Genomic DNA, 22,269 nt, shown 5'->3' with positions numbered 1-22,269 from the left:
CCGGTCTGTGGGGCTCGACCGCGAGGGCCGAAACCCGCGCGAGCCGCGCCCGGGCGCTGTGCCACCCTGACCGCCGTGACGCGGCGTGGATGGCTCCTGTTCCTGGCGATGAGCGTCATCTGGGGCATCCCGTACCTCCTCATCCGCGTCGCCGTGCGCGACGTCCCACCGGACGTGCTGGTGTTCGCCCGGACCGCCCCGCCCGCGGTGCTGCTGACCGCGTACGCCGCTTACCGGGGGATGCTCCGGCCCCTGCTGCCCCACTGGCGCTGGGTGCTGCTCTACTCGCTGGTGGAGCTGGCCGGCCCCTGGCTGCTGCTGTCGCACGCCGAGGTGCGCCTGTCCAGCTCGCTGGCGGCGCTGCTCATCGCCACCACCCCGCTCGTCGCGGCGGTCCTCGCCCGCGTCGGCGGCACCGAGCGCGTCGACGGGCGCCGACTGCTCGGGCTCGCGGTCGGTGTGGCCGGGGTGGTCACCTTGGCCGGGGTCGACGTGCACGCGGACGACCTCGTGGCGGTCGGCGAGGCACTGCTCACGGCCGTCGGGTACGCCGTGGGGCCCTTCATCGTCGCCCGCCGGCTGTCCGCGGTCCCGGCGCTCGGGGTGATCGCGTCCTCGCTGGCCGTCGTGGCCCTGGTGTACACCCCGTTCGCCGTCTGGCACTGGCCCGACGAGGTGTCGGGGGAGGCCGCGCTCTCGGTGGCCGTGCTCTCCGTCGTGTGCACCGCCGTGGCGTTCATCGTCTTCTTCGCCCTGATCGCCGAGGCCGGCCCGGCCCGCGCCTCGGTCATCACGTACGTCAACCCCGCCGTCGCGCTGGTACTCGGCGTCCTGCTGCTCGACGAGCCCTTCACCCTCGGCATCGCCATCGGCTTCCCGCTCGTGCTGCTCGGCTCGGTGCTCGCCACCGCGAAGCCGCGCCGGGCTGCCGTGCCCCTCGCGGGTGCGAGGGTGAGTGGATGACCCCACCCGTCGTCGTCGTGGCCGTCGCCCTGCTGCGGGGGCGCGCGCTGCTCGCAGCCCGCCGCTCCTTCCCGCCGGAGCTGGCCGGGGGGTGGGAGCTGCCGGGGGGCAAGGTGGAGCCGGGTGAGCGTGACGAGGACGCCCTCGTCCGTGAGTGCGCCGAGGAGCTCGGGGTCGAGGTACGCCTCGGCCGGAGGGTCGGCGCCGACTGGCCGCTCGGCCCGGGCCGCGTCCTGCGGGTGTGGACGGGCACCCTGGGGGCGGGCGAGCCGCAGCCCCTGCAGGACCACGACCTGCTGCGCTGGCTCCCCGCGGGGAGCTGGCACCAGGTGGAGTGGCTGCCCGCCGACGCCCCGATCGTCGCGGCGCTCGAGGCGCTGGTCCTGCAGGAGCCCGGGGACGAGCCCGGGGACGAGCCCGCGCGACGTCGCAGGGACGGGCTCGAGGGCCACACCTAGGGCCACACCGAGGGCCACACCGAGGGCCACACCGAGGGCCACACCTGGGCCACACCGAGGGCCGTGCCGGCGGCCGCGCCAGGGCCGGGACGCGTTGCCCCGGGACACGACTTAGACTCGTGTCGGAGGCGGTCGGTCGTAACACCGCGTGGCGGGCAATAGTGTCGTGACCGTTACATTGTTGGAACGAACACCCTCCTCCGTGTTTACACACCGTCAGGTAGCGTGCTTGCGAGCTACCGATCCCGGTGGCTCGTTCATTGCTGGGTAGAGCTGGGCACCTCGACGGCCGTTCCGGCCGTCGCCGCGAGTCGCGCGTGCCGGTCCCAGGAGGAGGAGTCTTGATGCGTGGACTGAAGGTCGCGCGCCTCGGAGTCGGGCTGGCGGCGCTGTCCCTCGTCGTCGCCGGCTGCGGCGGTGGCGACGACGACGATACGAGCAGCCCGTCGTCGAGCGGTTCCGCCAGTGGCGGCACCACGGGAGGCCGGGTCTCCATCGAGATCTCGGAGCCGCAGTACCTCGTTCCCACGAACACGAACGAGACCGCGGGCGCCGAGGTGCTCGACGCCCTGTTCGTCGGCCTCGTCGACTACGACGAGCAGAACAAGCCGGTGCTGACCGAGCTCGCCGCTGCGGTCGACTCGAGCGACAACAAGACGTGGGACATCAAGCTCAACCCGGGGTGGACGTTCCACAACGGTGAGCCGGTCACGTCGGACTCGTTCATCAATGCCTGGAACTACGGCGCGCTGAACGCCAACGGGCAGAACAACAACTACTTCTTCGGGAGCATCGAGGGTTACAGCGACCTCAACCCCGAGGACCCGAACCCGGACGACGAGAAGGTCCCCGAGGCGACCGCTCAGGCCCTCTCGGGCCTGAAGAAGGTGTCCGACACCGAGTTCACGGTCACGCTGACCGCGCCGGACAACACCTTCAAGACCTCGCTCGGCTACACGGCGTTCTACCCGATGCCCGAAGCCGCGTTCGGTGACATCAAGGCGTTCGAAGAGGCCCCGATCGGCAACGGCCCCTTCAAGATGAACGGCTCCTGGAACCACAAGGAGTCGATCGCGGTCGACACCTACGCCGACTTCAAGGGCACCAAGCCCAAGGTCGACGGGATCGACTTCAAGATCTACGAGAGCCTCGAGACGGCGTACAACGACCTGACGGCCGGCAACCTCGACGTCATGGACTCGCTGCCGCCGAGCGCGCTCGCCAACGCCGAGCAGGAGCTGGGCGACCGCTACCAGACCTTCCCGTCGTCGCGGTACGACTTCTTCGGCTTCCCGACGTACGACCAGAAGTACGCGAACATCAAGGTCCGCCAGGCGATCTCGATGGCGATCGACCGTGAGGCCATCGCCACGACGGTGTTCAACAACACCCGAGAGCCGGCCGACGCGTTCGTGAGCCCGGTCGTCGCGGGCTACCAGGAAGGCTCGTGCGGCGAGTTCTGCACCTTCAACCCCGAGCGGGCCAAGCAGCTGCTCGCCGAGGGTGGCGGCCTCTCCGACATGACCATCACGTACAACGCCGACGGTGGTCACAAGGAGTGGGTCACGGCGGCCTGCAACCAGATCCAGCAGACGCTCGGCGTCCAGTGCGTCGCGGAGCCCAAGCCCTCGTTCGACGTCCTGCTCGACGACCTGGACAAGTCCAAGAGCAGCAAGCAGGGCTTCGGCCCGTTCCGCCTCGGCTGGATCATGGACTACCCGTCGATGCAGAACTACCTCGGCCCGCTCTACACGACCGGCGGTAGCTCGAACTACTACGGCTACAGCAACCCGAAGTTCGACGACCTGGTGAAGAAGGGCCAGACGGAGGCGACCGAGGAGGCCGCCATCGCCGACTGGAAGCAGGCCGAGAGCATCCTGGCCGAGGAGTTCCCGGTCATCCCGCTCTTCTTCGGCGTCACCAACGCCGCCAACTCCGAGCGCGTGACCAACGTGAGCGTCGACGCCTTCGACCGCATCGACAAGGTCAACATCTCGCTCAAGTAACCTCGATCGGCCTTCGGCACGATCGAAGCCGCCTCCCGGGGGGATAGGGACCCCCGGCAGGCACCGTGGACCGCGTGGGGCAGCCGGCCTGCTGGCCGGCTGCCCCTGGCCGTTCCCAGCACAAGGAGAGGAGGGGCACGATGGGGCGTTACGCCGTCCGCCGGATCCTGCAGATGATCCCGGTCTTCTTCGGTACGACCTTCCTGATCTTCGCGATGGTCTACGCGACGCCCGGTGACCCGGTCCAGCGCCTGTCCGGCGAGAAGCGCCCGGACCCTGCGCGAGCGGCCTTCCTGCGGGCCGAGTACAACCTCAACGACCCGCTCGTCGTCCAGTACGGCAAGTACATGGGCAAGCTCGCCACGGGCGACCTGGGCAAGACGTTCAACGAGCGTCCCGTCACCGACCTGCTCCAGCAGCAGTGGCCGGTGTCGGTGAAGCTGACGCTCACCGGCCTGGGCATCCAGGCGATCCTCGGGCTCGGGCTGGGCCTGCTGGCCGGCCTGCGAAGAGGCGGCGTCGTGGACAAGGCGGTGCTGTTCACGACGCTGCTGTTCGTCTCGTTCCCCGCGTTCGTCATGGCGTTCGTCCTGCAGTACTTCATCGGCGTGCAAGGCAGGGACGTCTTCCACCTGCCGGTCGCGGGCACGACGCAGGGGTGGCCGGTGGCGTACATCCTGCCCGGCCTGACGACCGCGCTGCTCGGCCTGGCGTACTCGTCCCGGCTGACCCGGACGAGCATCGTCGAGAACCTGCGCGCCGACTACGTGCGCACGGCGGTGGCCAAGGGCCTGCCGCGGCGCAGAGTCGTCGGGGTGCACACCCTGCGCAACTCGCTGATCCCGGTGATCACCTTCCTGGGCACCGAGGTCGGCACGATCTTCGGCACGGCCATCGTGACCGAGCAGATCTTCAACCTCAACGGCCTCGGCCGGCAGATCGCGTCCTCGGCCCGTGCCGGGGAGGCCCCTGTCGTCGTCGGCCTCGTCACGCTGCTCGTCCTCGTCTACGTCTCGGCGACGCTGGTGGTGGACCTGCTCTACGGCGTACTCGATCCGAGGATCCGCTATGACTGACACGAACGTGCAGACCGGCGCCGGCGGCATCGGCGACAAGGCAGCGGTGCCCGGCACGGACCCCGCGGGTGAGCTGGGCCCGGTCTCGACGAGCCCACCGGACCCCGAGGAGCGCCGCGCCAGCCTCGCGGCCGACGCCTGGCGGGAGCTGCGGCGCAGCCCGGTGTTCTGGATCTCCAGCGCGATCATCGCGGTGTACGTGGCCATCGCCATCGCGCCGGGGCTGTTCAGCAGCATCGACGCCTACGACTCCAACCAGTGCGTGCTGTCCGAGTCGCTGGCCTCGCCCAGCTCCGAGCACTGGTTCGGCCGAGACTTCCAGGGCTGCGACGTCTACGCGAACATCATCTACGGCACGCGCAACTCGCTGGCCGTCGGCTTCGTCGTCGTCTTCGCCACCTTCCTGATCGGCGGGCCGCTCGGGGCGATCGCGGGGTTCTACGGGGGGCTGACGGACTCGATCCTGTCGCGCATCCTCGACATCTTCAACGGGATTCCGTACTTCCTCGCCGGCCTGATCATCCTGGTCACGCTGGACCTGCCGAGCATCTGGGGCGTGGTCCTCGCGCTCACCCTGTTCGGCTGGATGAGCACGGCCCGCATCGCCAGATCGGCGGTCATCTCCGTCCGCGACGCCGACTTCGTCAGCGCCGCGCGGTCGCTGGGGGCCAGCCGGATGCGCATCCTGCTGCGTCACGTGGTCCCCAACGCGCTCGCACCGGTCATCGTCGTGACGACCATCTCGCTGGGCGGCGTCGTTGCGGCCGAGGCGACGTACTCGTTCCTCGGCATCGGGGTGAAGCCGCCGACCATCTCCTGGGGCCTGCAGATCGCCGACGCCCAGCAGTACTGGGGCCGTGCCCGTCACATCCTGTTCTTCCCCGCCGGCGCGCTCAGCCTGGCCGTGCTGAGCTTCATCCTGCTCGGCGAGGCCGTTCGCGACGCCCTCGACCCCAAGCTGCGATGAGGAGCGCCGAGACCATGAGCAGCACGCTGGACCTCAGCAAGAGCACCGCGGCGCCGGGGGAGGACCCCACCGCCCCGCTGCTCGAGGTGGACGACCTGCACGTCGAGTTCCGCACCCGCGACGGGGTGGCTCACGCCGTCAACGGCGTGAGCTACTCGCTGCAGGCGGGGAAGACGCTCGCCGTGCTCGGCGAGTCCGGCTCGGGCAAGAGCGTCACGGCCCAGGCCATCATGGGCATCCTCGACACCCCTCCCGGCTACGTGACCGGAGGTGAAGTGCGCTTCCGGGGTCGCAACCTGCTCGCGCTCCCCGAGCGCGAGCGGCGGGCGTACCGCGGGGAGAAGATCGCGATGATCTTCCAGGACGCGCTCTCCTCGCTCAACCCGGTGATGTCGGTGGGCTACCAGATCGGGGAGATGTTCCGCGTGCACCGCGGCGCCTCGAAGAAGGAGGCCCGGGAGAAGGCCATCGAGCTGATGGAGCGCGTCCGGATCCCGGCCGCGCGGGAGCGGGTCAACGACTACCCGCACCAGTTCTCCGGCGGCATGCGCCAGCGCATCATGATCGCGATGGCGATCGCGCTCGACCCGGCCGTGCTCATCGCCGACGAGCCGACGACGGCGCTCGACGTCACCGTGCAGGCCCAGATCATGGACCTGCTCAAGGACCTGCAGCGCGAGCGCGACATGGGCCTGATCCTCATCACCCACGACCTCGGCGTCGTCGCCGACGTCGCCGACGAGATCGCCGTCATGTACACCGGGCGGATCGTCGAGCGGGCCTCGGTCTACGACATCTTCTCGGCGCCGGCGCACCCCTACACCAAGGGGCTGCTGCAGTCGATCCCCCGGGTCGACCAGAAGGGCGAGGAGCTCTACGCGATCAAGGGCCTGCCGCCCAACCTCATGCGCATCCCCTCGGGGTGCCCCTTCCACCCGCGCTGCGCGTTCGCCCGCCAGGGGCCGTGCGTGGAGCAGGTGCCGCCGCTGTACCAGGTGGCGCCGGGGCGGGGCAGCGCGTGCCACTACTGGGAGGAGGTGCTCGCCAGCCCGCAGGAGCGGGCCGCCTCCGAGGACCACACCTCCGACCCTGTCCTCGGGCAGGCGCCGGAGGACGACATTGCGCAGGGAGCGGTGCCAGGTGCCGACGCACGGTGAGTCCGTCCTCGAGGTCCGTGACCTCGTCAAGCACTTCCCGCTGACCCAGGGCGTCGTCCTGCGGCGCCAGATCGGGGCCGTCCGCGCCGTCGACGGGGTCAGCTTCGACCTCAGGAAGGGCGAGACGCTCGGGATCGTCGGCGAGTCCGGCTGCGGCAAGTCCACGCTGGCCAAGCTGATCATGTCGCTGGAGAAGCCGACGTCCGGCAGCGTCACCTGGCGCGGCAAGGACATCTACTCGCTCAAGGGCCGCGAGTTCGCCGAGATGCGGCGCAGCATCCAGATGGTCATGCAGGACCCGTACGCGTCGCTGAACCCGCGCATGACCGTCGGCGACATCATCGGCGAGCCGTACGAGATCCACCCGGAGGTGGCGCCCAAGGGCGACCGCCGCCGGCGGGTGCAGGAGCTGCTCGACCTGGTCGGGCTCAACCCCGAGCACATCAACCGCTACCCGCACCAGTTCTCCGGCGGCCAGCGCCAGCGCATCGGCATCGCTCGCGGGCTCGCGCTCCGCCCGGAGATCATCGTCTGCGACGAGCCGGTCTCGGCGCTCGACGTGTCGGTGCAGGCCCAGGTGATGAACCTGCTCGACAGCCTCCAGCGTGACCTCGGGCTGTCGTACATCTTCATCGCCCACGACCTGTCGGTGGTGCGCCACATCTCCGACCGGGTCGCGGTCATGTACCTCGGCAGCATCGTGGAGATCGGCAGCGACTCCGACATCTACGACCACCCGACGCACCCCTACACCCAGGCGCTGCTGTCGGCGGTGCCGGTGCCGGACCCGACCAAGCGCAACTCCCGCGAGCGGATCCTGCTGACCGGCGACGTTCCCAGCCCGGCCAACCCGCCGTCGGGGTGCCGCTTCCGGACGCGGTGCTGGAAGGCGCAGGACGTGTGCGCGACCGAGCCGCCGCCGCTCGTCGACCGGGCCGCGCACCCGCACCCGAGCGCCTGCCACTTCGCCGAGGAGAAGACGGTCCAGCAGCTCGCCGGCTGACCGCCCGGGCGGCCCCCGGCACCGCCCGGCGTGCCCGGGCGGTGCCGGGGGAAGGACCCCGAGCATGCCGCTCCGGGCCCTCTGGGTCGTCGTCGTCCTCGTGGCCGTCGCCGGCGTCGTCCTCCTGCCCTCCGCGCGAGGAGGCTGACGGGCAGGGCGAGCGGCTGGGGCTGCGGCTGCTCCGCGGGCTGCGGGACCGGCGCACGCGACGCGGCTGACGGCTCCGCGTCCCGGCGACCGTTACCGGATCGTGGCCGCTCGGCAACACCCGCGGAACACCTGTTTCGTCAACTTGCGGCATGCGCACAGTCGACCTGCGGGACCGGTCCGGCCCGCCCGGTGAGCGACCGCTCCGCATCGCGCTGGTGACGGGGACGACGCGGGCACGCCCGCACGTGGTGCACACGCTCGCGCTCGCCGAGGCGCTCGGCCGGCTCGGCCAGGACGTGACCGTCTGGGGCCTCGGCCGGGGGGCGGGGGCCGGCTTCTACCGGCACGTGCACCCGGCCGTCGGCCTGCAGGTGGTGCCGGTGGCCGAGGACCCGGCGCAGCCCGCCCCGGAACGGGCCGCGACCGCAGCCGCCGTGCTCCGGGACGTGTTCCGCGCGTACGACTACGACGTGGTGCACGCGCAGGACCCGGTGAGCGCGGCGGCCGTCGGGGCGTGCGTGCGCACCGTGCACGACCTGGAGCCCGCGGCGCCCGGCCGCCCGCTCGGCCCCGCCGGCGCGTACGCCCACGTCTGCCTGTCCTCCGCCCTCGCAGCCCGGCTCGCCAAGGAGCACGCCACCGCGGCGACCGTGATCCCGCCCGGCGTGGACGCCGCCCGCTTCGTGGCGGCCGCGGACGAGGCCGACCCGGTCGCGACGGCGGCGCGCCGGTCCTGGCGCTCCCGGCTGGGAAGGTACGTCCTGGCGGTCGGGCCGGTCGAGGAGCGGTTGCGCACGCTCGAGCTCGTCGAGGCATTCGCCGCGCTGGGGCCCGAGCTCGAGGACGTCCGGCTCGTGCTGGCGTGCCCGTCGCCGGCGCTCGACGACCCGGCCTACCGCACGCTGGTCGACGCCCGCGCGGCTCACCTCGGCGTACGCCCGCTGGTGCTCGCGGGGGTGCCGGAGGAGGAGATGCCGGCGCTGGTCGCGGCGGCCTCGGCGGTGGCTGTCGCGTGCGCCGAGGGCGCGACCGGCCCGGCCCTCGAGGCGCTCGCCGCCGGCGTCCCCGTCGTGCTGCCGGACGCGCCACAGGTGCGCGAGACGTTCGGCGGGGCCGTCGCGCTCGCGGCGTCGCCGGCTGCGATGGCCTGGGAGCTCGGCGAGCTGGTCCACGCGCCGGACCCGGCCATGCGACGGGCCGGGCGCGCGCTCGCCGCCCGCCACACCTGGGAGGCGGCGGCCGCCGCGCACGTCGCGCTCTACCGGCGCTTCGCCGCGCCGGCCGCCCTCGGCGTCAGTCGGGCGGAGCGGGCCGGCGCAGGGCGTCCCTGAGGAACTCCACCTGCAGCAGCAGGAGGTTCTCGGCGACGGACTCCTGAGGCGTCATGTGGCTGACACCGGACAGCGGCAGCACGGTGTGCGGCCGGCCTGCCGCCAGCAGCGCGGTGGAGAGCCGCAGCGTGTGCGCGGCGACCACGTTGTCGTCGGCGAGGCCGTGGATGAGCAGCAGCGGCCGTTGCAGGCCGGGGGCGTCGTCCAGCAGGCTGTTCGCGGCGTACCGGTCGGGATGCTCGGCGGGCGAGCCGAGGTAGCGCTCGGTGTAGTGGGTGTCGTAGAGGCTCCAGTCGGTGACCGGGGCGCCGGCGATCGCGGCGCAGAAGACGTCGGGGCGGCGCAGCACGGCGAGCGCCGCCAGGTAGCCGCCGAAGGACCAGCCGCGGATCGCGACCCGGGAGAGGTCGAGGCGCCCGGGGTAGCGTTCGGCCGCCGCGCGCAGCGCGTCCACCTGGTCCTCCAGCACGGCCTGCGCCCAGCGGCCGCCGGCGATCTCCCGCTCCCAGCGCGGCCCGCGCCCCGGCGTGCCGCGGCCGTCGGCGACCACCACGGCGAAGCCTTGGTCGGCCAGCCACTGCGGCTCGAGCCACGCGCCCTGGGCGGCGACCACCTCGCGGTGGCCCGGCCCGCCGTACGGGTCGAGCAGGACCGGCAAGGGGCCCTCGGCCTGCGCGCGCGGCAGCACGACCGCCGTCCGCACCCCGCGCGGCCCGGCAGCGAAGATGCTGTCCGGGGCGGCGGGGAACGGGAACCGCGCGGCGTCGCTGCGCAACACCTGCTCGGGCCGGTCCGGCCGGCAGACGCGCGTCGCGGCCTGCGTCGTCGGAGTGGAGCCGGTGAGCACCACGGTGCCGCCGCCCCGCTGCAGCGAGAACACGCCCTCGGCCGGGGCGAGCCGCTCCAGCGTGCCGTCCGCCCGCCAGAGCCACGGCCCCGCCGAGTAGCCGTCCGAGGTGCCGGAGAAGACCACCCCGTCGCTGTCGACCGCGGTGACGGCCTCGACCTGCAGGCCGGGGGGCGTGACCGCCGCCCCGTCGACCGCCAGCCGGCGGGTGTCGCCGTCGTCCAGCGTCGTCAGCAGCCGGCCGTCGGGGAGCCATGCGGGTGCACCCGGCACGAGCTCCAGCCAGTGCTCGTCGGACTGCTCGTGCACGACGCGGGTCGCACCGCTCGCCGCGTCGACGGCGAGGGCCCGGGCAGACCGCTGGTCGCGTGCCTGCACGTGCAGGAGAGGGTCGAAGCCCGAAGCCCAAGACACCGAAGCGAGATACGGGAACTGCGATGCATCCCACTGGACCGGGACCTGTGAGCCGTCCAGCCCCAGGCAGGCGAGCCGTACGTCGGCGTTCGCCGTGCCGGCAGCCGGGTAGGCGAGCTCGGTCGCCGGCCGCTCCGGGTGCGCGGGGTCGGCGATGTGCCAGCGCTGCACGGGCGACTCGTCGACGCGGGCCGCGAGCAGGCGCTCGCCGTCGGGCGACCACCAGAAGCCGCGGTAGCGGTGCATCTCTTCCGCGGCGACGAAGTCCGCGAGCCCCCACGTCACGTCCGGGCCGTCGGGCTCGGCGAGCGGGCGGTCGTCCCCGGCGTCCAGGGACACGGCCCGCAGCGCGCCCCCCGCGACGTACGCCACGTGCCCGCCGGTGGGAGAGGGGCGCGGGTCGACGGCAGGGGTCGCGGTGCCGAGCAGGCGGGCCGTGCCGGCGACGAGGTCGGCCACCACGACGCGCCCCCCGAGGGCGAGCGCCGCGACCCGGCAGTCCCGGTCGACGGCGTACGCGGTCACGCCGCCCGCCCCCTCGCGCAACCGCTCGCGCCGGGCCCGCTCCTGCGGCGGCAGGTCCTCCTCGCCTGCCGAGAGCAGGGTGTGCGGGTCGACGACCACGCGCTCCTGGCCACTGCGCACGTCGAGCACCAGCAGCCGCCCGACCCGGTCGAAGGGCCCGCCGGAGCGTACGAACACCACCCGCTCCCCGTCGGGCGACACCGTGACGGTGCGCGGCGCCCCGAGCCGGAAACGCTGGCTGCGGGCCGAGAGGCGGGGGAAGGTCAGCTCGTCGGGGCCGGAGGGCGTGGGGTCGGTCACGGAAGCATCAAAGCAGCCGCCGCGCGGTGCGTCGCGGCCCGTCGGCGCACCGGGCGCGCCGGAGCAGGGCTCCGGGCGCGGCACCGTTTCGGCCACATTTTTCCCGGAAGTCGCGTCCCCGGGAAACGAACCCGGGGTAGCCTCCGGCGTCGCCCCGTCCGGGGCGCGCAGCTCGTCGCAGGAGTATTGCCTTGATCTCTTCGCCACGCCGGGCCTCCCGGCTCGGAACCCTGGCCCTCGGCACGGCGCTCGCGGCCGCGGGGGCCTCGCTGCCCTCGGCCCCGGCGAGCGCGGCCGAGGACGGCCCGCTGCTCAGCTACGTCGTCAACACCAAGCCGAACTCCTCGCACACCCGAGCCGCCGCGGAGGCCGTCGTCGCCAACGGCGGGACCGTGGTGGAGACGTACCGGAAGATCGGCGTGGTCATCGCGCGGTCGTCCGACCCCGAGTTCGCCGACAACCTGCGCGCCCGCGGCCCCAAGGGCGACATCTGGTCGGTGGGGCAGACCCGGACCGCCGGCATCGAGGCCTCCGTCGACGACGCCACCGCCGTCGCATCGGCCGGCCGGCGGACCGCGAGGGCGACGGCGTCCGCGGTCACGCCCGACCCCCTGGAGTCGCGGCAGTGGGACCTGCCGCTCATCAAGGCGACGCAGGCCCAGGAGATCAACCCGGGCAGCAAGCGCGTGGTCGTGGGCATCCTCGACGACGGCATCGACGACACGCACCAGGACCTGGCCGCGCAGGTCGACGACTCGCTCTCGACCGACTGCCTGAGCGGCAAGCCGGACTCGAGCGTCGGCTCGTGGCGCCCGGCCAGCCCGACGGCGGACTACCACGGCACGCACGTCGCCGGGACGGTCGCGGCTGCCCGCAACGGCGTGGGCGTCGTCGGGGTGGCCCCCGGCGTCACCCTCGCGGCGGTGAAGGTCGTCAACCCTGACGGCCTCATCTACCCGGAGGCTGCGATCTGCGGCTTCATGTGGGCCGCCCAGCACGACTTCGACGTGACGAACAACAGCTACTACGTCGACCCGTGGCTGTTCTGGTGCCGGGGCGACGAGGACCAGGCCGCGGTCCAGGACGCGGTGCTCAAGGCGATCGCGTACGCCACGGAGCAGGACGTCTTCAACGTGGCCGCCGCCGGCAACGAGAACTACGACCTGGCGAACAAGACCACGGACGCGACGAGCCCTGACGACAGCACGCCCGTGACCCGCCCGGTCGACGCCGAGTGCCTCAGCCTGCCGACCGAGGCGCCGGGCGTGGTGCAGGTCGCCTCGGTGACGCAGGCGAAGGCCAAGTCGGGCTTCTCGAACTACGGCTACGGCAAGATCGACGTAGCGGCCCCCGGCTCGAGCATCCTGTCGACTTTCCCCGGCGACCGCTACGGCACGATCTCCGGCACGTCGATGGCCTCCCCGCACGTCGCCGGCGTGGCCGCGCTGCTCAAGTCGACCCACCCCAAGGCCGACCCCGCCCAGCTGCTGCAGCTGCTGCGCGCCCAGGCCGACCCGCTGCCCTGCCCGACCACCGGCGCGGCCGCCGCGCAGTGCACCGGCACGACGGCGTACAACTCGCTGTTCGGCTACGGCCTCGTGGACGCCCTCGACGCGGTCAGCTGACGCCGGGCGAGGGCGCCCCGCTGCCGGCCGACGGGCCGGAGGGGCGCCCTCTCCTCGACGGCCGTCGTTCCCGCGGGGACGGCGGCCGTCGCGCGTCCGGGGCGGGGTGGCGGTTCATAACGCTCCGGCAACGGTCGTGGCCGGGGGCAAAGATCCCGGCAGAAGGTCGGGCTATTCTCCCGCTTCGTCCGAACTGTGCGGGCTTGTCCCTGACGCTCCAGGAGGAGCTTTGCCGAACGCGAGAAGCCGGCGGTCCCGGCTCGGTGTCGCCGCCGCCGTCCTGGCGCTGTCCGCCGTCGGTGCCGTCGCCCCCGCGGCGACCGCCTCGGCGACGCCCGGCGCCGTGGCCGCCCCCGCGGCCGTCGAAGGCCCGCTGCTCAGCTACGTCGTCAACACCAAGGCCAACTCCTCGAGCACCCGCGAGGCGGCCGAGTGGGTCGAGGCCTTCGGCGGCACGGTCGTCGAGACCTACCGCAAGATCGGCGTGGTCGTCGCCCGGTCCACCGACCCCGGCTTCGCGGCCAACCTGCGCTCCCTCGGCCCGAAGGTCGTCGACTCGGTCGGCGCGACGCGCACCACCGCGGTCGTGCAGTCCGAGGACGAGACGACCCTGATCGACACGCCGGTGGCGACCGGCGCGCAGAGCGCCGCCGACCCGCTCGAGGCCCAGCAGTGGGACCTCCCGCTCATCAAGGCCGATCAGGCCCAGGTCCTCGAGGACGGCAGCCGCAAGGTCCTCGTGGGCATCCTCGACAGCGGCGTCGAGGACACCCACCCCGACCTCGCGCCCAACGTCGACGCGGCCAGCTCGGCCGGATGCATCACCGGCAAGGCCGACACCACGCGGGCGTCCTGGCTGCCCACCACCAGCGACCACGGCACCCACGTCGCCGGGACCGTCGCCGCCGCTCGCAACGGCATCGGCATGGTGGGCGTGGCCCCGGGCGTCCGCATCGCCTCGGTCAAGGTCGTCAGCGACGAGGGCTTCATCTACCCCGAGTCCGCCATCTGCGGCTTCATGTGGGCCGCCGAGCACAAGATGGACGTCACCAACAACAGCTACTACATCGACCCGTGGCTGTTCTGGTGCGCGAACGACCCCGACCAGGCCGCAGCCGCCGAGGCCGTCCGCCGCGCCGTCGCGTACTCGCACAAGCAGGACGTGCTCAACGTCGCCGCCGCGGGCAACCAGAACTACGACCTCGCGAACAAGACGACGGACACCACCAGCCCGAACGACTCCGGCCCCGTCACCCGTCCGGTGAGCGACGACTGCCTGCACCTGCCGGCCGAGGCCGGCGGCGTCGTCAGCGTGGCGTCCGTGACGCAGGCGAAGGCGAAGTCGAGCTTCTCGAACTACGGTCTCGGGCACATCGACGTGGCCGCCCCGGGCTCGAGCGTCCTCTCGACCGTCCTCAACGGGCGCTACGGGCTCAAGAGCGGCACCTCGATGGCATCGCCGCACGTCGCCGGCGTCGCGGCCCTCTACAAGAGCGCGCACCCGCGGGCCGGCCAGGCCGAGGTCCTCGCCGCGCTGCGCGCCCAGGCGGACCCGCTGGCCTGCCCGACCACCGGCGCGGCCGCGGCCCAGTGCACGGGCACCACGGCGTACAACTCGCTGTTCGGGTACGGCCTCGTGGACGCGCTCGACGCCGTCAGCTGACGCCCGCTCCTCGCGACGGCGCCGCCGGGACACGGTCCCGGCGGCGCCGTCCGGCGTTCCGGGACCGCCGAGCCGTACGCTCGGCCGCATGACGACCGGCACCCCCGAGGACGGGCCCTTCTCCGAGGAGCGCGCGGCGCTGGACGAGGCCGCGGCCGCGGTCGAGGCGACCCCGCTGACCGCGGAGGCCGAGCGCGAGATGGCGATCCTGGACATCCCACGCCGCATCCTGCTCGTCCACGCGCACCCCGACGACGAGAGCATCAACAACGGCGTGACGATGGCGAAGTACGCCGCCGAGGGCGCGCACGTCACGCTGCTGACCTGCACGCTGGGGGAGGAGGGGGAGGTCCTCGTCCCCGAGCTCGCGCACCTCGCGGCCGACCGCGAGGACCGGCTCGGCGAGCACCGCGTCGAGGAGCTCGCGACGGCCATGGAGGCCCTCGGCGTGCGCGACTTCCGCTTCCTCGGCGGCCCCGGCCGCTGGCGCGACTCCGGGATGATGGGGCTGGCCACGAACGACCGGCCGGACTGCTTCTGGCAGGCCGACCTCGAGGAGGCGGCGCGGCTCGTCGCCGACGTCATCCGCGAGGTGCGCCCGCAGGTCCTCGTGACCTACGACGAGAACGGCGGCTACGGCCACCCCGACCACATCCAGGCCCACCGCGCCGCGATGCGCGGCCTGGAGCTCGCCGCGGACCCGGCGCACGTCGACGCCGAGGGCCGCGAGCCCTGGCGCACGCAGAAGGTCTACTGGAACGCGATGCCGGAATCGCGGCTCAGGGAAGGGCTGCGCCGGCTGCGCGAGGCGGGGGACACCACCTCGTTCGAGGGCATGGACCCCGAGGGGGAGATGCCGTCCTTCGTCGTCCCGGACGACCAGATCACCGCGGCCGTCGACGGCACCGGGTACGTCGCGGCCAAGCTCGCGGCCATGCGGGCGCACGCGACGCAGATCTCGCTCGACGGCCCCTTCTTCGCGCTGTCGAACAACCTCGGCGACGAGGTCTGGGCGATCGAGCACTACCGGCAGGTGCGCGGCGAGCGGGCGGTCCCGGACGGCGTCGAGGACGACCTCTTCACCGGGCTCTGACCTTCGGCCCGTCGCGGGCCGGCTGGATGGGCCGAACGGGTGGTTCTCCGCCCCGGTCGCGTGCTCTGGCGGGGACAGCCCTGGCGGCCCGGCCGGGGCGGACGCAGGATCGGCAGGGTGACCCCGCCTGCCGCGCCGCCCGAGTCCCTGCTCGACATTTCCTCGGGGGCGAGAGGCCTGCGCGCCGGGCGCGACCGGGCGGACGTGGCCCGTGACCGGGAGCGGCAGCGGCTGCGCCGGCTGCGGCGGATCGCCCTGTGGCTGGCGCCCCTCGCGGCCTTCCTGTGGTTCCGGCTGCTGACCGGCGACCCGGTCGGATGGGGCTTCCCGCAGCCGGACTGGCTGATCGTCGCCGCCTTCGCCTACCCCGTCGCGCTCATCGGCCTGCTGCTGTGGCAGATGCGCGCCGGCGGGCGGTCCCCGCACACCGTGGTGCGGCCCGAGCAGCTCGACGTCACCCTCGACGAGGTCGTCGGGATCGACGTGGTCAAGGACGAGGTCGTCCGCTCCCTGCAGCTGTTCCTCGCCCACCGCGAGTTCGCCGAGCAGATGGGCGGCCGCCCGCGCCGCGGGCTGCTCTTCGAGGGCGGGCCGGGCACCGGCAAGACCCACACGGCCAAGGCGCTCGCCGCCGAGGCAGGCGTGCCCTTCCTCTTCGCCACCGCGACATCGTTCGTCTCCGGTCTTCAGGGGGCGTCGCAGCGCAAGGTGCGCCAGTACTTCACCGCGCTGCGCAAGGCGGCCCGCAAGCACGGCGGCGCGGTCGGCTTCATCGACGAGTTCGACGCGATCGCCATGGCGCGCGGGGGGATGGCCGCCGTGCCGGCCCCGGCCCGCGCCACCGTCCTCGGCTGCGGCGGGCTGGAGGGCCTGCCCGCGCAGGCCGCACCGGCCGCTTCCGGGGCCGTGACCACCGCGTACACGCAGGGCGGCGGGGACGTGCAGCACATCGTCAACGAGCTGCTCGTCCAGATGCAGTCCTTCGACGAGCCGAGCGGCGCGCACAAGCTCGCGGGCCGCCTGGTGGACGCGGTCAACGCGCTGCTCCCCGCGCACCGCCAGCTGCGCGGCCCGCGCGCGGAGCGGCCGAACATCCTGCTCGTGGCGTCGACGAACCGGGCCGACGCCCTCGACCCCGCGCTGCTGCGGCCGGGCCGGTTCGACGCGCGGCTCAGCTTCGAGCTGCCGACCAAGGCCGGGCGGCGCGAGCTCGTCGACCACTTCCTGGCCCGCAAGGCGCACACGAACGAGCTGGACGAGGCCGAGCGCCGCGACGCCCTGGCCGCCGTGACCACGGGCTACAGCCCGGCGCGGCTCGAGGGCCTGCTCGACGAGGCGCTCGTGCAGGCGCTGCGCGAGGGCCGGCGGGCGATGACGTGGCGCGACGTGGAGCAGGCCCGCATGCTGCTGGAGGTCGGCATCGCCCAGCCGGTGGCGTACACCGACCACGAGGCGCGGCTCATCGCGACGCACGAGGCCGGCCACGCGACGGTGGCCTGGCTCGTCGCCCCGCAGCGCCGGTTGGAGATCCTCACCATCGTCAAGCGGCGCGACGCCCTCGGCCTGCTCGCCCACGGCGACCGGGAGGACGTCTTCACCCGCTCCCGTGCCGAGCTCACCGGGCTCGTGCAGATCGCGATGGGTGGCCAGGTCGCGGAGGAGCTCTTCCTCGGTGACGTCTCCACCGGTCCCAGCGGCGACCTGCAGTACGCCACCGGCGTGGCCGCGCAGATGGTCGGCGTCGCGGGCATGGACGACACGCTGGTGTCGTACGCGGCGGTGCAGGCCAACGCCCTCGCGGACACCAACCTGGTCGGCCGCGTCATCGGCGACCGGGAGGGGCGCGAGCGGGTCGAGGCGCTGCTGCAGGCGCAGAAGGCCGCGGTGCGCGAGCTGCTCGGGCGCAACCGGCACCTGGTCGAGGCGCTGCGCGACGCGCTGCTCGAGCGGCACGAGCTCGTGGGGTCCGAGATCACGGACGTGCTCACCGCTGCGGCCGCGGGCGGGGCCGCGCCCGAGGTCATCGACCTGCGGGGGCGCGACGTGCCCGCGCCGCTCCCGGCTGCCGCCGACGCCCCGGTGCGGCCCGCGGGACCGGTGCAGGCGCCGTAGCATCCGACGGCGTGAGCACCCGTGCCGATGTCGCAGCGGCGGCCGTGGCCTCGGTGCTCGGCGCGGTCCTGGGGCTCGTGACCGGCGTCGCCGGCTCGTTCCTGCAGGAGTCGCGCCCCGGCGGGCTGCCGGCCGGGCTGGTGGCGGGGCTGGTCGCGAGCGGCGCCGCGGTCGTCCTCGCCGGCTCGCTCACCCGCTCCCTGGTGCCGTCGCTCGTCACCCCGCTGGCCTGGGCGGCGGCAGCGCTCCCGTTGGCCGCGGCGCGCCCGGAGGGCGACGTCGTCGTCCCCGGCGACACGATCGGCTACTGCTGGGCGTACGGCGGGATGCTCGTCGTCGGCCTCTGCGCGGTCGTGAACGTTTCGGGCACGTTGCGCAAGCGGCCGTCGGCGGAGGGGCGCCCGCCGCTCACGTAGGCTCGGCGCGCGATGACCGTGCCCGCCGTCCCCCTGCCCGTCCCGCCCGACCCGGACGCGTTCCGCCGCGTGGTCGGCCGCTTCGCGACCGGCGTCACCGTGCTCACCACGACGTGGGGCGGCAACGACTACGGCATGACCGCGAACGCGTTCACCTCGGTCTCGCTCGACCCGCTGCTCGTCCTCGTGTGCGTCGACATCGAGGCGCGGTTCCACGACGCGGCGGTGTCGGCGGGGGTGTGGGGCGTCTCGATCCTGGGACAGCACGACCGGGCGACCGCGGGCTGGCTCGCGACCCGCGGGCGGCCGCTGCACGGCCAGCTGGAGCGGGTCCCGTTCGTCCGGGGCGCGGCCACCGGGGTGCCCCTGCTCTCGACCGCCCTCGCGACCCTCGAGTGCACGACCCACGCGGTCCACGACGGCGGCGACCACAGCATCCTGGTGGGCGAGGTGCGCTCGGCCGCCACGCCGGCCGACGACGAGCCGCTGCTGTGGTACCGCGGGCAGTACGGCGCGCACCGGCACACGCACTGAGCCGTCCGGGGGCCATGCCGGCGTGGCAGGTCGCCGGCCGCTCGAGGAGGCCTACCCTCGCCGAGCAGCAAGGCTTGTAGAACAGCGACGGCCGGGTAAGTACGGACCGGTCGTCCGGTCGCGACGACCCGTGCCAAGAAGCGGCAGTGGGGAGCCGCCCGCCCGCGGGTAGGACGGAGGAGCTCGTGGTGTCTCGTCCGCGGGACGCGGCCGGCCGCGCGCCTGCGCTGGCGTCGTCGCTGGCGGCCGCCCTGCGCCGACTGGTGAGCCCGGCGCCGGACATCGAAGAGGTGCTCGCGAGCAGCCCGCTCGGCTTCGCGACCTTCGACCGGGCGCTGCGGTTCCAGCGGATCAACCCGCTGCTCGCGCAGATGAACGGGCTCCCCGTCGAGGCCCACCTCGGGCGTACGCCGATGGAGCTGCTGCCCGCGATCGACCCGCAGCAGTACCTCCCCATGATCGAGGCCGCCTTCCGCGGCGAGGTGTCGCCGCCGATCCGGATCGAGGGCGAGACGCCCGCCGCCCCCGGGCGCCGCTTCTGGGAGGAGCGCTTCTACCCGATCTACGACCGCCGCCGCCGCCGGGTCGTCGGAGTGGGAGCGATCGTCGCGGACGTCACCGAGCGGGTGCAGGCCGAGCAGGCCCTGCGCCGCCAGGAGGCCACCGCCCAGCTCATCCTGGAGTCGGCGCCCAACGGGATGCTGCTCGTCGACTCCGACGGGCGCATCGTCGCCATCAACCCGGCCGCCGAGCGGGTCTTCGGGTACGCCCACGGCGAGCTCGTCGGCGAGCTGGTCGACGTCCTGCTGCCGCACCCGGACGCGATCGACCACCCGGGGCTGCGCCGCCGCTTCCTCCTCGACCCGGAGACCCGGCTCATGGGGCACGGGCGCGACCTCGCGGCCCGCCGCAAGGACGGCTCCCAGTTCCCCGTCGAGGTCGGGCTCGCGGTCGCCGCCGGCGCCCCCGGCCTGGTCATCTGCGTCGTCACGGACATCTCCGAGCGCAAGCGGGCCGAGGCCGCGACCGACGCGCTGCTGGCGTCGGAGCGGGCGTCCCGGGAGCGGCTCGCCCAGCTGCAGAGCATCACCGAGGCGAGCCTGGCGCAGCTGCCCTTCGACGACCTGCTGCACGAGATGCTCGACCGGGTCGTGCACGTCCTCGGGGCCACCAGCGGCTCGGTCCTGCTGGTCGACGACACCGGCACCCGGCTCGTGGTGCGCGCGACCCACGGGATGCCCGAGCCGGAGGGGGAGGACCGGTCGATGCCGGTCGGCGTCGGGGTCGGCGGCCGCGTCGCCCGCGACGCCCAGCCGGTGATCGTGCCCGACCTCGGCTCGCCCGGTGCGACGGGGGCGCCGACGTACCGCCCGACGATGCAGCTGGCCGGGCTGCGCAGCCTCATCGCCGTGCCCCTGATCGTCGAGGGCAACGTCGTCGGTGTCCTCACCGTCGCCTCCCCGGAGCTGGCGAAGTTCGGCTCCGACGACCTGCAGCTGCTCCAGCCGGCCGCGGACCGGGTCGCGCTCGCGGTGGACCGCGCCGCGGCCTTCGAGCGGGAGCGGGGGATCGCGGAGGCGCTGCAGCGCAGCCTCCTGCCCGAGCGGCTGCCGTCGGTCGTCGGTGGCGCAGTGGCCGCCCGCTACTTCCCGGGCACGAGCGGCATGCAGGTCGGCGGCGACTGGTACGACGTGCTCGAGCTGCCCGCGGGCGAGGTGCTGCTCGTCATCGGCGACGTCATGGGACGCGGCGTGCGCGCCGCCTCGGTCATGGGCAACCTGCGCAACGCCGTGCGCATCTACGTGCAGATGGGGCTCGCGCTCGCCGAGGTCGCCGAGCGGCTCAACGAGGCCGTGCTCGCCATGGGCGAGGACGAGATGGCCACGCTGGCGCTCGCGGCCGTGGACCCGGCGACCGGCCGCGTCCGCGCGGTCAGCGCCGGTCACCTGCCGCCGGTCGTCCGCCGCGCCGACGGCAGCGCCGAGCTGCTGGCCGTCGACCCGGGCGTGGTGCTCGGGGCGTACCCCGACGCGACGTACGAGGAGACCAGCGCGTTCCTGGAGCCCGGCGGGAGCCTGCTCGTCTACACCGACGGCCTCATCGAGCGGCCCGGGTCGGCGATCACCAGCGGGCTGGACGACCTCGTGCACGCGATGGCGACCGCGCCGGTCGAGCCGGGGGCCGGCTGCGACGCGCTCGTCGCGCGGTTCCTGCCGCCGGGCAGCTCGACCGACGACGTGGCCATGCTCTGGCTGCAGCTCTACCCGGCCGCGCTGCGGGCCGCCGTGCAGATGCCGCTGCCCAACGACGCCGAGGGCGTGGCCCGGGTGCGCTCGCAGGTGCGCGGCTGGATGCAGCACTGGGGGGCCGACGAGGACGAGACGAGCGACCTGCTCGTCGCCGTCAACGAGGCCTGCGCCGTGACGTCGCCGCCGGACGAGCCCGCCATCGGCGAGCTGCGGCTGTCGTTGTTCGAGGACCGGGTCGAGGCGATCGTGCGGACCCCCGGGCACATCGGGCTGCCCCCGGGGAGCACGGACCTCGGGCGCGGGCTGGTGCTCCTCGCGGCGACCAGCGACTCGTTCACGGTCGACCGGTCCTCCACCGGGGAGGAGGTGCGCATCGTCCGGCGGCTCGCCGCGCCGTTGCTGCCGCAGGGCAGGGCAGGCACCGAGCGCGAGCGCGGGCTGCTCGTCGAGCCGATGGCCGCGTCGGTGCCGCTCTGCCGGCACTACGTCCGGGAGCGGCTGCGGCACGGCTCGGCCGACCTGGCCAACCGGGCCGAGCTCTGCGTGTCCGAGCTGGTGACGAACGCCGTCGTGCACGCCGCGACCCCGGTCGAGGTCCTCGTCGAGCCGGACCGGGACGGGGTGCTGCTGGAGGTGCGCGACCTCAGCCCCGCGCTGCCCCGGCGGCTCGTGCACAGCGAGCGGGCGGCCACCGGCCGCGGGCTCGACCTGGTGGCGAGCCTGTCCGAGCGGTGGGGCGTGCACCGGGTGGACGCGCGGACCAAGGCGGTGTGGTGCCGGCTGGGCCCGGAGGCGAAGGTGGCCGAGCCCGACCCGGACGCGCTCCTCGCGGCCTGGGGCGACGACGAGTGGCCGGACGAGCCGGCGCCGCCCGGCCCCGAGGGCGAGCTCGTGCTCCGCGGCTACCCCGTCGGGCTCGGGGGGCGTCTCCGCGAGCACGTCGAGGCGTTGCTGCGCGAATGCCTGCTGCTCGTCGGCCCCGACGACGCCGAGGCGGGCCCCGGCACGGACCCGGCCCTCCGGCGGCTCGTGGCCACCCTGCGCACCTCCCACGAGGAGGTGCTGCTCGCGGTCGAGGGCCAGCGCCTGGCCGCCGCGCAGGAGGGGGAGGCAGTCGTGGACGTCCGGCTCCCGGACGCCCTGCGCAGCACGCCCTTCCGCACCTGGGCCGAGCAACTGGGCGAGCTGGACAGACGGGCCGCGGGCGGCGAGCTGCTCACCCCGGTGGCGGCCCCGGACGTTGCCGCGCTGTTCGGCTGGGTCGGCGCGGATCTGGCCCGCCAGGTGGCCGGCGGGCCCGCTCAGCCGTGGCCCGGAGCCGCCGGGTGAGCGGGCTCGCGGCGCCCCGCTCCGCCGGATGTGACGTCCCGAACGCGGAAG

General features: G+C 73.9%; 16 protein-coding genes. 15 read left to right on the top strand and 1 reads right to left on the bottom strand.

Features of this window, described 5'->3' with window-relative positions; translation table 11 throughout:
• Positions 1–75: 75 nt before the first annotated feature.
• The 8 genes from G9H72_RS10920 to G9H72_RS10885 all read left to right on the top strand — a co-directional run bounded on the left by G9H72_RS10920 (position 76) and on the right by G9H72_RS10885 (position 9,111).
• Positions 76–963, top strand: a complete 888-nt coding sequence (locus G9H72_RS10920; RefSeq protein ID WP_166170858.1) for a DMT family transporter — start codon at positions 76–78, stop codon at positions 961–963.
• Entirely contained in the window at positions 960–1,421 is a 462-nt protein-coding gene (locus G9H72_RS10915) for a (deoxy)nucleoside triphosphate pyrophosphohydrolase (protein WP_166170856.1), read from the top strand. Before G9H72_RS10920 ends, G9H72_RS10915 begins: the two co-directional genes overlap by 4 nt.
• Before the next feature lie 353 nt (positions 1,422–1,774).
• Positions 1,775–3,427, top strand: a complete 1,653-nt coding sequence (locus G9H72_RS10910; RefSeq protein ID WP_407939586.1) for a peptide ABC transporter substrate-binding protein — start codon at positions 1,775–1,777, stop codon at positions 3,425–3,427.
• Between the two features lie 140 nt (positions 3,428–3,567).
• The gene (locus G9H72_RS10905; RefSeq protein WP_166170852.1) at positions 3,568–4,503 is read left to right on the top strand and encodes an ABC transporter permease; all 936 of its coding nucleotides are present in this window, start codon (positions 3,568–3,570) and stop codon (positions 4,501–4,503) included.
• Positions 4,496–5,470, top strand: a complete 975-nt coding sequence (locus tag G9H72_RS10900) for an ABC transporter permease (protein WP_166170850.1) — start codon at positions 4,496–4,498, stop codon at positions 5,468–5,470. The genes G9H72_RS10905 and G9H72_RS10900 overlap by 8 nt, the downstream gene beginning before the upstream one ends.
• 14 nt (positions 5,471–5,484) lie before the next feature.
• Positions 5,485–6,627: an ABC transporter ATP-binding protein gene (locus G9H72_RS10895; RefSeq protein ID WP_166170848.1), complete on the top strand. Its 1,143-nt coding sequence runs from the start codon at positions 5,485–5,487 to the stop codon at positions 6,625–6,627.
• The gene (locus G9H72_RS10890) at positions 6,611–7,630 is read left to right on the top strand and encodes an ABC transporter ATP-binding protein (protein WP_331272188.1); all 1,020 of its coding nucleotides are present in this window, start codon (positions 6,611–6,613) and stop codon (positions 7,628–7,630) included. The genes G9H72_RS10895 and G9H72_RS10890 overlap by 17 nt, the downstream gene beginning before the upstream one ends.
• A 299-nt stretch (positions 7,631–7,929) precedes the next feature.
• Positions 7,930–9,111: a glycosyltransferase gene (locus G9H72_RS10885; RefSeq protein WP_166170844.1), complete on the top strand. Its 1,182-nt coding sequence runs from the start codon at positions 7,930–7,932 to the stop codon at positions 9,109–9,111.
• Here the strand turns inward: G9H72_RS10885 and G9H72_RS10880 are convergent.
• Positions 9,074–11,197, bottom strand: coding sequence for a S9 family peptidase (locus tag G9H72_RS10880; RefSeq protein WP_331272187.1), 2,124 nt, complete (start codon positions 11,195–11,197; stop codon positions 9,074–9,076). The genes G9H72_RS10885 and G9H72_RS10880 overlap by 38 nt on opposite strands.
• A 191-nt stretch (positions 11,198–11,388) precedes the next feature.
• Here G9H72_RS10880 and G9H72_RS10875 point away from each other — a divergent pair, with 191 nt between their 5' ends.
• The 7 genes from G9H72_RS10875 to G9H72_RS10845 all read left to right on the top strand — a co-directional run bounded on the left by G9H72_RS10875 (position 11,389) and on the right by G9H72_RS10845 (position 22,218).
• Positions 11,389–12,822, top strand: coding sequence for a S8 family peptidase (locus tag G9H72_RS10875; protein ID WP_166170842.1), 1,434 nt, complete (start codon positions 11,389–11,391; stop codon positions 12,820–12,822).
• 229 nt (positions 12,823–13,051) lie between these two features.
• Positions 13,052–14,485: a S8 family peptidase gene (locus G9H72_RS10870; RefSeq protein ID WP_166170840.1), complete on the top strand. Its 1,434-nt coding sequence runs from the start codon at positions 13,052–13,054 to the stop codon at positions 14,483–14,485.
• 199 nt (positions 14,486–14,684) lie between these two features.
• Complete coding sequence (gene mshB / locus G9H72_RS10865; RefSeq protein ID WP_196791094.1) at positions 14,685–15,578, top strand: N-acetyl-1-D-myo-inositol-2-amino-2-deoxy-alpha-D-glucopyranoside deacetylase; 894 nt, start codon at positions 14,685–14,687, stop codon at positions 15,576–15,578.
• A 117-nt stretch (positions 15,579–15,695) separates the two neighbouring features.
• On the top strand, positions 15,696–17,690 hold the full coding sequence (locus G9H72_RS10860; protein WP_331272186.1) for an AAA family ATPase: 1,995 nt from the start codon (positions 15,696–15,698) through the stop codon (positions 17,688–17,690).
• 11 nt (positions 17,691–17,701) lie between these two features.
• Positions 17,702–18,106, top strand: coding sequence for a DUF6113 family protein (locus G9H72_RS10855; RefSeq protein ID WP_166170838.1), 405 nt, complete (start codon positions 17,702–17,704; stop codon positions 18,104–18,106).
• A gap of 12 nt (positions 18,107–18,118) precedes the next feature.
• A complete protein-coding gene (locus G9H72_RS10850; RefSeq protein ID WP_166170836.1) occupies positions 18,119–18,640 on the top strand; it encodes a flavin reductase family protein in 522 nt (173 codons plus the stop codon).
• 185 nt (positions 18,641–18,825) lie between these two features.
• The gene (locus G9H72_RS10845) at positions 18,826–22,218 is read left to right on the top strand and encodes a SpoIIE family protein phosphatase (RefSeq protein ID WP_166170834.1); all 3,393 of its coding nucleotides are present in this window, start codon (positions 18,826–18,828) and stop codon (positions 22,216–22,218) included.
• Positions 22,219–22,269: the final 51 nt, after the last annotated feature.

The organism is Motilibacter aurantiacus (assembly GCF_011250645.1).
In the GTDB taxonomy this organism is placed as follows: Bacteria; Actinomycetota; Actinomycetes; order Motilibacterales; family Motilibacteraceae; genus Motilibacter_A; species Motilibacter_A aurantiacus.
Note: the sequence above shows the minus strand (reverse complement) of the source record. Positions and strands in the feature narration are given on the sequence as shown.

What these genes read in the sequence shown, in the direction of transcription:
- mshB (WP_196791094.1), top strand. Translation starts at nt 14,685, where the DNA reads ATGGCGATCCTGGACATCCCACGCCGCATCCTGCTCGTCCACGCGCAC.
- G9H72_RS10900 (WP_166170850.1), top strand. Translation starts at nt 4,496, where the DNA reads ATGACTGACACGAACGTGCAGACCGGCGCCGGCGGCATCGGCGACAAG.
- G9H72_RS10895 (WP_166170848.1), top strand. Translation starts at nt 5,485, where the DNA reads ATGAGCAGCACGCTGGACCTCAGCAAGAGCACCGCGGCGCCGGGGGAG.
- G9H72_RS10885 (WP_166170844.1), top strand. Translation starts at nt 7,930, where the DNA reads ATGCGCACAGTCGACCTGCGGGACCGGTCCGGCCCGCCCGGTGAGCGA.
- G9H72_RS10905 (WP_166170852.1), top strand. Translation starts at nt 3,568, where the DNA reads ATGGGGCGTTACGCCGTCCGCCGGATCCTGCAGATGATCCCGGTCTTC.
- G9H72_RS10915 (WP_166170856.1), top strand. Translation starts at nt 960, where the DNA reads ATGACCCCACCCGTCGTCGTCGTGGCCGTCGCCCTGCTGCGGGGGCGC.
- G9H72_RS10850 (WP_166170836.1), top strand. Translation starts at nt 18,119, where the DNA reads ATGACCGTGCCCGCCGTCCCCCTGCCCGTCCCGCCCGACCCGGACGCG.